Annotated in this window: 9 protein-coding genes; 6 read left to right on the top strand and 3 right to left on the bottom strand. The window is 73.6% G+C overall.

The window, feature by feature from the left end:
• Positions 1-39 precede the first annotated feature (39 nt).
• Positions 40-1,941 carry a hypothetical protein gene (locus ACFYO8_RS08335; RefSeq protein WP_354867361.1) on the top strand — a complete coding sequence of 634 codons (1,902 nt, stop codon included), beginning with the start codon at positions 40-42 and terminating at the stop codon, positions 1,939-1,941.
• A gap of 4 nt (positions 1,942-1,945) precedes the next feature.
• Here the strand turns inward: ACFYO8_RS08335 and ACFYO8_RS08330 are convergent, their stop codons facing one another.
• Positions 1,946-3,136, bottom strand: coding sequence for a hypothetical protein (locus ACFYO8_RS08330; protein ID WP_387189125.1), 1,191 nt, complete (start codon positions 3,134-3,136; stop codon positions 1,946-1,948).
• A 229-nt stretch (positions 3,137-3,365) separates the two neighbouring features.
• Here ACFYO8_RS08330 and ACFYO8_RS08325 point away from each other — a divergent pair, with 229 nt between their 5' ends.
• From ACFYO8_RS08325 to ACFYO8_RS08310, 4 genes are all read left to right on the top strand, one after another.
• The gene (locus tag ACFYO8_RS08325; protein WP_355095835.1) at positions 3,366-4,985 is read left to right on the top strand and encodes a glycosyltransferase family 4 protein; all 1,620 of its coding nucleotides are present in this window, start codon (positions 3,366-3,368) and stop codon (positions 4,983-4,985) included.
• A complete protein-coding gene (locus ACFYO8_RS08320) occupies positions 4,982-6,550 on the top strand; it encodes a glycosyltransferase (RefSeq protein WP_355095833.1) in 1,569 nt (522 codons plus the stop codon). The genes ACFYO8_RS08325 and ACFYO8_RS08320 overlap by 4 nt, the downstream gene beginning before the upstream one ends.
• Positions 6,551-6,553: 3 nt before the next feature.
• A complete protein-coding gene (locus tag ACFYO8_RS08315) occupies positions 6,554-7,837 on the top strand; it encodes a nucleotide sugar dehydrogenase (protein ID WP_355095831.1) in 1,284 nt (427 codons plus the stop codon).
• 191 nt (positions 7,838-8,028) lie between these two features.
• Positions 8,029-9,777 carry a CDP-glycerol glycerophosphotransferase family protein gene (locus ACFYO8_RS08310; protein ID WP_387256874.1) on the top strand — a complete coding sequence of 583 codons (1,749 nt, stop codon included), beginning with the start codon at positions 8,029-8,031 and terminating at the stop codon, positions 9,775-9,777.
• Between the two features lie 54 nt (positions 9,778-9,831).
• Here ACFYO8_RS08310 and ACFYO8_RS08305 read toward each other — a convergent pair whose 3' ends face one another.
• Both ACFYO8_RS08305 and ACFYO8_RS08300 read right to left on the bottom strand, forming a co-directional pair.
• On the bottom strand, positions 9,832-10,374 hold the full coding sequence (locus tag ACFYO8_RS08305; protein ID WP_120570706.1) for an acyltransferase: 543 nt from the start codon (positions 10,372-10,374) through the stop codon (positions 9,832-9,834).
• 64 nt (positions 10,375-10,438) lie between these two features.
• Positions 10,439-10,777 carry a DUF952 domain-containing protein gene (locus tag ACFYO8_RS08300; RefSeq protein ID WP_355096920.1) on the bottom strand — a complete coding sequence of 113 codons (339 nt, stop codon included), beginning with the start codon at positions 10,775-10,777 and terminating at the stop codon, positions 10,439-10,441.
• An 84-nt stretch (positions 10,778-10,861) separates the two neighbouring features.
• On the opposite strand from ACFYO8_RS08300, the gene ACFYO8_RS08295 reads away from it, so the two are divergent.
• Positions 10,862-11,518: a response regulator transcription factor gene (locus ACFYO8_RS08295; RefSeq protein ID WP_354867341.1), complete on the top strand. Its 657-nt coding sequence runs from the start codon at positions 10,862-10,864 to the stop codon at positions 11,516-11,518.
• The last annotated feature ends 1 nt before the right edge of the window (position 11,519 follow it).

Genomic DNA, 11,519 nt, shown 5'->3' with positions numbered 1-11,519 from the left:
TCCTCGACCGCGGCCTCCGCTTTCGTAGACTCCTACGCCATGACCGCGCCTGCGCCCGACACCCGCGACCGTGAGCCCGCCCGCAGCGGCGGCGACGGGCCCGTGGCCGACGACTCGTCCGATCCGGGGCCGTCCACCCCGCGCCCGACGACGACCACGGCCCCGGATCGGCCGGAGCAGCCGGAGCCGGACACGGCGGCCGAGAAGCGGCGCGGCGGCCGGTGGCGGCGGGCCGACGCGCTCGTGGCGCTGATCTACCTCGCCGGGGCGTTCTGGGTCACCGCCCGCGGCTGGCGCGACTACGACGGCCGGCTGCTCGGCAGCCGCCCGAACGACCAGGGCTTCAACGAGTGGATGCTGGCGTACGCGGCGCACGCGGTCACCAACCTGGAGAACCCGTTCTTCACCACGCTGCAGAACGCCCCGGCCGGCGTGAACCTGATGACGAACGTCGGGATGCAACTGCCCGGTCTGGTGCTCACCCCGTTCACCCTGCTGTTCGGCGCGTCCTTCTCCTATCTGCTGTTCATCACGCTGAACCTGGCCGGCACCGGATACGCCTGGTACCACGTGTTGTCCCGGCACGTGGTCGGCTCCCGGCCGGCCGCGTTCGTCGGCGGACTGTTCTGCGCCTTCGCGCCCGCGCTGATCTCGCACAGCAACGGCCACCCGCACATCACCGCGCAGTGGCTGGTGCCGTTCATCGTCTGGCGGGTGGTCGCGCTTTCCCGGGGCGAGCGGGTGATCCGCGACGGCCTGATCCTGGGCGGGCTGGTGGTGGCCCAGTTCTTCATCAGCCTGGAGATCCTCTTCCTGACCGCGCTCGGCTGCCTGATGCTGGTCCTCGCCTACCTCGCGTTCCGGCCCCGCGACGCGGTGCGCCGGCTGCGTCCGCTGCTGTCCGGCCTGGCGATCACCGGCGTGCTGGTGTCGGCCGCGGCGGCGTACCCGCTGTGGATGCAGTTCGCCGGGCCGCAGCACCGGGTCGGCCACCCCGGCACCCCGGACATCTACGCCCTCAAGCTCGGCTCGTTCGTCCAATTCGCCACCAAGTCGCTCGCCGGTGGCCCGACCAGCGCGATCGGCTGGGCGCCGAACACCACCGAGCAGGCCAGCTTCTACGGCTGGTCCCTGGTGGTGCTCGCGGCCGGTGTGCTCTGGTGGCTGCGCCGGGAGACCATCGTCCGGGTGCTCGGCGCCGTCGCCGTGGTGTCGGCGCTGTTCTCCATCGGCACCACCTGGACCGTCGGCACCCGTCGCACCGACGTCCCCGCGCCGTTCGCCCTGGTGCAGAACCTGCCCGTGTTCGACTCCGTGGTGGTGTCCCGGTTCGCGCTGATCACCACGGTGGCGCTCGGCGTGCTGCTGGCGGTCGCCGGTGACCGGCTCGCCGCCCGCCGGGGCGAACCGGCCGGCCGGCTGGCCGCCCGCGTCGGGGCCGTCGCGGTGGCCGCCGCGCTGCTGCCGATCCTGCCGATGCCGCTGGACGCGAAGGGCCGCACCCCGGTGCCGGACTTCGTCACCGCCGGCACCTGGCGTGACCACGTGGCGCCGGGCCGCACGCTGGTGCCCGTTCCGGTGAACGGCATGACGTCGCTGTACTGGAGTTCCGCCGCGGTGGCCGGCTTCGCCGTCCCCGAGGGCTACTTCCTCGCCCCGGTGTCCGCCACCGACAACACCGGCCGCTGGGGCGTCGACCCGCAGCCCACGGCGAAGCTGCTCACCGCCGTCTCGCTCGGCGAGCGGGACACCACCGTCGGCCCGGCCGACGTCGACCGGGCGCGCGCCGACGTCCGCCACTGGAAGGCCGACGCGGTGGTGCTGCCCGACCGGGGCGCGCGCCGCCACGACGACCTGAAGACCGTGCTGGACGCGCTCTACGGCCCGGGGGAGCGGGTCGCGGACGTCTGGGTCTGGGACGTCCGGCCGTTCACCCGCTGACCGGTCACGGCGACTTCGTCCAGATCATCAGCAGGTAGCCGCCGAAGTAGGCGGAGAACGCGACGAGCGTCGCCAGCACCGTGGCGGCCCGGGCCCAGCCGGCCCGGGCCAGGCCCACGGCGGCGGGCAGCAGCAGCGGGAACGCCGGCAGCAGGAACCGTGCCTTGGAGTGGTAGTAGCCGGCCGCGCCGAGCGTGGTGACGAGCATCAGGCCGCTGTAGAGCAGCAGCTGCCACGGCTGCCTGTCGATCGCGCTCAGCACGAAGAACATGATCGACAGCAGCGCCACCACGGTGACCACCAGCAGCGGCAGCGCCGCCAACTGGACCAGCGCCCGCTGCCCGCGGTCGACCGTGTAGACGCCGAAGTCGAACGTGGTGCCCCACCCGGCGGACTGGATGTGGAACCAGCCGTCCAGCCGGCCGGTCCGGTCGCCCACCCAGGCCAGGTAGCCCAGCCAGCCGGCCGGGGCGAGCAGCAGCGCCGCCCAGGGCCGCCAGCCGTCGCGCCGCTTGACGATCGCCAGCAGCGCGGCCAGCCCCACCACCGGGATCAGCGACGAGGCGGTGGGCCGGGTCAGGCCGGCGAACAGGCACACCACGCCGGCGGCGACCCAGTGGCGGCGCAGCAGCGCGTACAGCGTCCACGCGGCCAGGGCGGTGAACAGGCTCTCGCTGTAGCCCATCGACTCCACGACGGCGTGCGGCACGGCGCCCCAGAGCGCGGCGAGCAGGATGCCGGTGCGCCGGTCGTGCAGGTGCGCGCCGATCGCGTACAGGCCCCAGGCGGCGGCCAGCGCGGCCAGCCACGCCACGATCAGGGCCGACTCGCGCGGGGTGAACGGGGAGATCCGCTCCAGGCCCGCGGTCAGGCCCGGGTAGAGCGGGAAGAACGCCATGTTGCTCTGCGTCTTCTCGTAGCCGTCGTAGCCGTGCTGGACGATCCCCGCGTACCAGTTGCCGTCGGCCCGGGTGAGCCGCTCGACCGGGGACTCGCCCAGGTTGCGGGCCCACAGGTAGACGACGAGCACGCCGATCAGCCGGATCACCGCGAACACCGCCAGCGCGGGGGCCGCGTCCCGGGCGGCGTCGCGCAGCCGCCGGACGGGGCCCGGCCGGACGGGTTCGGCTGTGGCCGGCCCGGTGTGCGGGGCTGGCGCGGGCCGGCTGGGTTCCTCGGTGGTCACCACGTCCATTGTGCGGTCCCGTTCGCGCTGAGCTGGGGATGTCCGAGGGCCCGCGTGGCGCGGCCGGCGACCCGGCGAACGACCCGGAGCGGGCGCCGGTCGTTGAACAGGATGGAGGGTAGCAACAGTCACACGAGGTCGGGGGGCACCGGCGGCGGCGGGCGTTCGGGCGCGATCCGCTGTCGTAGACTCGCTCGGGTCCGCGGGCGCGGTGCTGGCGATGACGAAACGGGCAGGAATGGGATCTGACGGCACGATCGCAGCGGCGGGCACCCGGGGACGGGTCGTGATGCTGGTGGACAACGGGGTCATGGGGGACTCCCGGGTGCAGAAGGCGGCTCGCTCCGCCGCCGACGCCGGCTGGGACGTCGTGCTGCTCGGCCGGGCGCCGGCCGGTCAGCCGCAGAGCTGGCGGGTCGGCGCCGCCGAGGTGCGCCTCGTGCCGATGCCCGAGCCGCTGGCCCGCCGCCGGCACGAGTTCCGCCGGGCCTGGCTGCGACACCCGCTCGCCTATCCGCCCAGCGGCATCGCGGCGCACCGTACCCAGGCGGTCAAGGCCTGGCGCGCGGACCTGGCGGTACGCCGGGCGGCGCTCACCGTCGCGGCCCGCGAGTCCGGCGCGGGCCGGCCCGGCGGGCTGCCCTGGGCCGCGCTGCGCGCCGAGGAGAAGCTGTCCGGCCTGACCCGCAAGTGGGTCGGGTTCCGCAACCGTCAGCTCACCCGGGCCCGCAAGGGCCGCAAGCTGGACGGCCCCTGGGACCGCGCGTACACGCTGTTCTGGCGGAAGCTGCGCGGCGACGGCGCATGGCGGCGCCTGGAGCCGGGGCTGTGGGACTACGAGCTGGCCTACGGGCCGGTGGTCGACGAGCTGGCGCCGGACCTGATCCACGCCAACGACTTCCGGATGCTCGGCGTCGGCGCCCGCGCGAAGGTCCGGGCAGCCGCGAAGGGCCGGCGGATCGCCCTGGTCTGGGACGCCCACGAGTACCTGCCCGGCGTGCAGCCGTGGCGCGACAACGCCCGCTGGCTGCCCGGCAACGTGGCGCACGAGCGGGAGTACGTGCCGTACGCCGACGCCACCATGACCGTCTCCGGCGGCCTGGCCGACCTGCTGCGCACCGAGCACGGGCTGGTCGAACGGCCGGCGGTCGTGCTCAACGCCCCGGCGGTCGACGAGCTGCCCGCCGACGCGGCCGAGCCGGCGCCGGACATCCGCGCCCGCTGCGGGCTCGGCCCGGACACCCCGCTGCTGGTCTACAGCGGGGTGGCCGCCGCCAAGCGCGGCCTCGGGGTGATGGTCGAGGCGCTGCCCCGGCTGCCCGGCGCGCACGTCGCGTTCGTGGTCAACAAGCCCGACTCGGCGTACGTCAGGGGCCTGGTCACCCGGGCCGGCGAGCTGGGCGCGGCGGACCGGCTGCACGTGCTGCCGTACGTGCCGCACCACCAGGTGGTCCGGTACCTCAGCGGCGCGCAGGTCGGCGTCATCCCGATCCAGCACTGGCCGAACCACGAGATCGCGCTGATCACCAAGTTCTTCGAGTATTCACACGCCCGCCTGCCGCTCGTCGTCTCCGACGTGCGCACCATGGCCGAGACTGTCCGGGAGACCGGTCAGGGCGAGGTGTTCCGCGCCGAGGACGTGGCCGACTTCGCCCGCGCGGTCACCGCGGTGCTCGCCGACCCGCAGCGCTACCGCGCCGCGTACGACCGGCCGGGCCTGCTGGCCGGCTGGACCTGGGAGGCGCAGGCCCGGGTGCTCGACGAGGTCTACACCCGGCTGCTGCCCGGCGCGCCGCCCCGTCCGGCGTCGCCGGCGCCCGCCCCGGTGGAGCCGGCACAGGTGGAGGTGGGGGCGTGAACGGGCCGGACGTGACAGTGGTGGTGGCGGTCTACAACACCATGCCCTACCTGACCGCCTGCCTCGACTCGCTCGTCGGGCAGACCATCGGCCTGGAGCGGCTGGAGGTCGTCGCCGTCGACGACGGCTCCACGGACGGCAGCGGCGCGGAACTGGACCGCTACGCGCAGCGCTACCCGGGCACGGTCCGGGTGCTGCACCAGGCCAACTCCGGCGGCCCGGCGGCGCCGAGCAACCTGGCGCTCGACCACGCCCGCGGCCGGTACGTCTTCTTCATCGGCTCGGACGACCACCTCGGCCCGGAGGCGCTGGAGCGCCTCGTCGACGCCGCCGACCGGTGGGACTCCGACGTGGTGCTGGGCCGGATGGTCGGCACCAACAAGCGGTACGTGCACCAGGCCGTCTACGCCACCACCCGGGAGCGGCTCGACCTGTTCGACAGCGACCTGCCCTGGTCGTTGTCGAACACCAAGCTGTTCCGGCGGGAGCTGATCGAGCGGCACGGCCTGCGGTTCCGCACGGACATGCCGATGGGCAGCGACCAGCCGTTCACGCTGGAGGCGTGCTTCCGGGCGAAGAAGGTGTCGGTTCTCGGCGACTACGAGTACTACTACGCGGTCAAGCGGGACAACGCCCAGAACATCACCTACGCCAGCCGGTTCTCCGAGCGGTTGCGCTGCGCCGAGGAGCTCGTCGGTTTCGTCGCCGGCCTGATCGAGCCCGGCGCGCGACGCGACGCGGTGCTGGTCCGCCACTTCACCTGGGAGGTGGCGAAGCTGCTGCGCGAGGAGTTCCTCACCCTCGACCCGGAGGTGCAGCGGCACGTCCACGACCGGATCCGCAAGCTCGCCGAGGCGTACCTGACCGACGGCGTGACCGCCCGGATGGCGCCGGAGGAGCGGCTGCGGGTGGCGGTGGCGCGCGACGGCGACCTCGACGCGCTGCGCACGTTGATCGGGCAGCAGTCGGACCGGTCCCTGCCCGACGTCGTCGTCGAGGGTGACAGCTGGTACGCCGACCACGTCGGCTTCCGCGACCCGGCGTTCGGCTATCCGGACGACTGGTACGACGTGACCGGCCGGGCCGCCGCGCTGCTGGCCAGGCTGACCGCGACCGGGCTGGCCTGGGGACGCGACGCCGCCGGGGCGCAGGCGCTGGTGATCACCGCGCGCAGCCGCCGGGCCGAGCTGACCGAGCTGAGCGCGGACGCGCTGCGCGTCAGCGTGGGCGATCTGACGGGTGTCACGTCGGTGGAGTCCGCCGGGCCCGGTACCGTCGTACGAACGGATTTCGCGGTGGACCGGTTGCTGGCGGTCGTCGCGGCGGCCGGCGAGCGTCGTATCGTGCGCGCCGAGGTCTCCGCCCTGGGCGGAACGGGCGCGGCGCCGCTGTGCGCCGACCACCCCGTCGGCGCACCCCGGCTGATGGCCCGGCGCGGAGTCCGATGGCACCTCGTCACGCCCACCACGAACCACAAGGGCCAGGTGATCGTCGCGATCACGCCGGTGACCCCCGGTCGGTTCCTTGCCCGCCTGCGCCGAATCTGGCCCTCTGGAGGAAAGTAGTTCATGAACATCTGCGTCGTCGCGCTCGGCAAGATCGGTCTTCCCCTGGCCGTGCAGTTCGCGTCGAAGGGGCACCGGGTGATCGGCGCCGACGTCTCCGAGCGGGTCGTCCAGCTGGTCAACGACGGTGCCGTGCCCTTCCCGGGCGAGGCCGACCTGGACGTCAAGCTCAAGGAGACGGTGGCCGCCGGCCTGCTGTCGGCCACCACCGACACCGCCGCCGCGGTCGCCGAGTCGGAGGCGGTCGTCGTGGTCGTGCCGCTGTTCGTGGACGCCGAGGGCGTGCCGGACTTCGGCTGGATGGACGACGCCACCCGGGCCATCGCCCGTGGGCTGAAGCCGGGCACGCTGGTCAGCTACGAGACCACGCTGCCGGTCGGCACCACCCGTAACCGGTGGGCGTCGATGCTCGCCGAGGGCTCCGGCCTGACCGCCGGCACCGACTTCCACCTGGTGTTCAGCCCTGAGCGGGTGCTCACCGGCCGGGTCTTCGCCGACCTGCGCCGCTACCCCAAGCTGGTCGGCGGCATCGACGAGGCGTCGGCCGCGCACGGCGTGCGGTTCTACGAGGCGGTGCTCGACTTCGACGAGCGGCCCGACCTGGACCGCCCCAACGGCGTCTGGGACCTCGGCTCGACTGAGGCGTCCGAGCTGGCCAAGCTCGCCGAGACGACCTACCGGGACGTGAACATCGGCCTGGCGAACCAGTTCGCCCGCTTCGCCGACACCGTCGGCGTGGACGTCACCAAGGTCATCGAGGCGTGCAACACCCAGCCGTACAGCCACATCCACTCGCCGGGCATCGCGGTCGGCGGCCACTGCATCCCGATCTACCCGCGGATGTACCTGTGGAACGACCCGGCCGCCACGGTGGTCCGCTCGGCCCGCGAGGCGAACGCGGCCATGCCGGAGTACGCGGTCGACCTCCTCGCCGCCGCGTACGGCGACCTGACCGGGGTGGGCGTGCTGGTGCTGGGCGCCGCCTACCGGGGTGGCGTCAAGGAGACCGCGTTCTCCGGTGTCTTCCCGACCGTGGAGGCGCTGCGCCGGCGGGGCGCGGTGCCGTACGTCTCGGACCCGATGTACACCAACGAGGAGCTGGTCGCGCACGGCCTGCCCGGCTATGACGGCGAGCCGGTCGGCGCCGCGGTGATCCAGGCCGACCACGCGGAGTACCGCACTCTCGCCCCGGCCGACCTGCCGGGCGTGACGGTGCTCGTCGACGGCCGCCGCGTCACCGACCCGGCGCGCTGGACCGGCGTGCGCCGGGTGGTCATCGGGGGCTGACCCTACCGACTTCACGGGCCCCGGCCGTCTCGAACGGCCGGGGCCCGTCGCGTGCCGCCGCCGGAATCACGCCGTGCGGAGTTCACCTGCCGGACACCCCGGCAATACTTGTGTCATGTGACCCGTTTAGGGTCGCAGCCGTCGGAAATCGACTCGGACCGACATCGGTCGGGCAGACAGGGAGCGTGTCGTTGTTCAGCAGAGTACGCAGCCAGCAGGGTCTCGCCGCGGTCGGCGCGACGCTCCTCGGCTACGCGGTCATGGTCCTCGCCGGAGTCCTCGGCCTGGTGGTCCCGTACGCGGTGGCCGCGGTGGTCGCCGTCGCCGGTGAACTGGCCCTGGCCGGGCGGCACACCGGGACCGCCACGCTGCTCGACAAGGCCGGTCTCGGCGAGATCTTCCGGCGGCTGGTGCGGGACCTGTCGGTCGTCCTGCTCGTGGTCGCCACGGTGCGACCCGGGGTGGCCGGCACCGTCGCCGTCCTGCTGCTGCCCGCCGCGCTGTGGACGGTGGCCGTCGCCACCAACGCGGTGACCAAGGTGATCGACGGCCGGGTCGACCCCCCGGCGTACACCCGCAACATCGACCTCGGCGCGCTGCGGCGGGTTCCGGTGCCGCCGGCCTGGGCACGGCAGCTGGCCGGGCTGCGCATGCCGCTGCTGAACGTGCTGCTGGTGCCGGCCGCAGTGGTGGCCGCCGCGCTCGACCGGGTCGCCCCGGTGGTGGTCACCGGCCTGGCCACGCTCGCCGCCGGCCTGGTCACCGCCGCGGTGCTGGCGCTCACCGCGCTGCGCGGCCGGGGCAAGGCCCCGGGTGTGCTGCCCGCCGTGCACGACTGGATGGCCCGGGAACGGCCCGAGGTGGCGCTCTACTTCGCCGGCCCGGCCAAGGACGTCTACCAGGCCAACATGTGGCTCGCGCCGGTGGAGGCGACCGACCGTCGCGCGGTCGTGCTGCTGCGCGCCGCGGACGCGTTCGAGCAGCTCGCCGACACCCGGCTGCCGGTGATCTGCGTGCCGGCCGGTGTCGACTTCATGAACCTGGACCTGGGCTCGCTGCGCGTGGCGCTGTACGCCGCGAACGTCGGCGCCAACATCCACCTGCTGCGGGAGCCGGGCGTGAAGCACGTCTTCGTCGGCCACGGCGACAGCGACAAGCAGGCGAGCGTGAACCCGTACAGCAAGGTGTACGACGAGGTCTGGGTGGCCGGGCCGGCCGGGCGGGAACGGTACGCCCGGGCCGACGTCGGCGTGCTGGACCGCGACATCGTGGAGGTCGGCCGCCCGCAGCTGGCCGGGGTGCACACGTTCGGTTCCGGCGCCGCCGACCACCGTTTCACGGTGCTGTACGCGCCGACCTGGGAGGGCTGGCTCGACGACGACCCGTACCACACGTCGCTCGTGCTGATGGGGGAGCGGATCGTGTCCGGCCTGCTGGCCGCCGGGGACGTGCGGGTGATCTACAAGCCGCACCCGCTGACCGGGACGCGCTCGCCCAAGGCCCGGGCCGTGCACGAGCGGATCGTGGCCCGGATCAAGGCCGCCGGCGGCGAGACCGATCCGTCGTCACTGGACGGCGCCGCGCACCTGGTGGTCACCGGCCGTACGCCCGGGCTGTTCGACTGCTTCAACGTCACCGACCTGCTGGTCAGCGACGTGTCCAGCGTGGTCTCCGACTTCGTGCAGAGCGAGCGGCCGTACGTGGTGGCCAACCCGGCCGGCTTGCCCGAGGACGAGTTCCGGCGGCAGTTCCCGACCGCGCGGGCGGCGTACCTGCTCGCGGCGGACTGCGGCGAGCTGACGAAGATCCTCGACGTGACCCGGGCCGGGGACGACCCGATGACCGGGGCGCGGCGGGAGCTGAAGGAGTACCTGCTCGGCCCGGCCGGGTCGAACCCGATGGACCGGTTCCGGGACGAGATCGGCCGGCTCTGCGGCTGACGCGTACCGACGGAACGGGGCGACGACTGGCGCGGTCGTCGCCCCGTTCGCTGCTCAGCCCTGGTGCGGCGGGTTGTCGACGTCGCGGGAGACGACCTCGCCCTTGGCGTCGACCCAGCCCTTCGGGCGGGCCGGGTTGCCGGCCACCAGCTGGTACGGCTTGACGTCGCGGGTCACCACCGAGCCGGCGGCGATCATCGCGTACTCGCCGACCTCGATGCCGCAGACGAGCGTGGCGTTCGCGCCGATCGAGGCGCCCCGGCGGACCAGCGTCGGGGTGATCGTCCAGTCCGGGTTCTGTGCGCGCGGGCGGAAGTCGTTCGTGAACACCGCGCACGGGCCGACGAACACCTCGTCCTCGATGGTCACGCCCTGGTAGACCGAGACGTTGTTCTGGATCTTCACCAGGTCGCCGACGGTGACGCCCGCGTCGACGTAGACGTTGCGGCCGATCACGCAGCCGGCACCGACCTGGGCGCTGGACCGGATGTGCGCCAGGTGCCAGACCTTGGTGCCGTCGCCGACCTGGGCGCCGGACTCCACGTCGGCCGTCGGGTGGACGAAGACGGAGGCGGACCGGTCGTTGCTGTCAGTCATCTCAACTCGCATCATGCAGGGCGCGTCGCGCCGTCGGGCGGGCTCGACGCAGCATAACGAGCGCTCACCCGAGCAGTTCGGCCACCGCGTCGGCGGCGGGCCGGTCGGCCGGCAGCGGATGCGCGGCGGCCACCGCGTCCACCGGCAGCGCCGCGTACAGGTGCGGGAACAGCGCGCCGCCGCGCGAAGCCTCCCAGCGCAGCGCGTCGCCGAGCCGGGCCTCGTCGACCGCGAGGAGGGTCAGACCGGTGACCCCGGCGAAGAACCGGCGTGCGGTCTCCACCACCTGGTCGGCGGCGGACAGGTGCACGTAGCCGTCCTGCCGGTCCATCGCGGTGCCGGCGAACCGCCCGTCCACCCGCGCCTGCGCCCACTCGTCGTCGGAGAGAATCTTGTAGATCACGGCAGCAGCCTAGAGCGGCCTCGCGTCCCGGCGGCGCGTCTGCCACCATTCGCAGGGCAACACGTCGAGCGGAGGGAGGCGCGGGTGCGGATCCTCCTGGTCGAGGACGACCGCCGGGTCGCCGCGGCGTTGTCGTCCGCGCTGAGCCGGCGCGGCTACCAGGTGGAACACGCCGCGACTGTCGCCGCCGCGCTCTCCGCCGCGCCCTGCGACCTGGTGCTGCTCGACCTGGGGCTGCCCGACGGCGACGGCACCGAGGTGTGCCGTGAGCTGCGTCGGCGCAGCAGCCGGCTCGGCATCATCGCGGTCACCGCGCGCGGCGAGGAACGCGACCGGGTGCTGGGGCTGCGGCTGGGCGCGGACGACTACGTGGTGAAGCCGTTCTCCATGGTGGAGTTGCAGGCACGGATCGAGGCGGTGCTGCGCCGGGCCGCGCACACCGCGCCGCAACGCAACCTGATCGAGGCCGGCACGGTCCGCATCGACGTGGGCGGCCGGACGGTGAACGTGGCCGGCCGGGACGTCACGCTCACCCGTAAGGAGTTCGACATCCTGCTGTCCCTGGCCCGCCAGCCCGGGGTGGCGGTGCCGCGCGAGCGGATCCTGCTCGACGTGTGGGGCACCACCTGGGCCGACCGGCACACCGTCGAGGTGCACGTCGGGTCGTTGCGCGGCAAGCTCGGCGACCCGACGCTGGTGGAGACCGTACGCGGGGTCGGCTACCGGCTCCGCGACGCGTGAG

The organism is Micromonospora sp. NPDC005257, from assembly GCF_042872445.1.
Classification (GTDB): Bacteria; Actinomycetota; Actinomycetes; order Mycobacteriales; family Micromonosporaceae; genus Micromonospora.
Note: the sequence above shows the minus strand (reverse complement) of the source record. Positions and strands in the feature narration are given on the sequence as shown.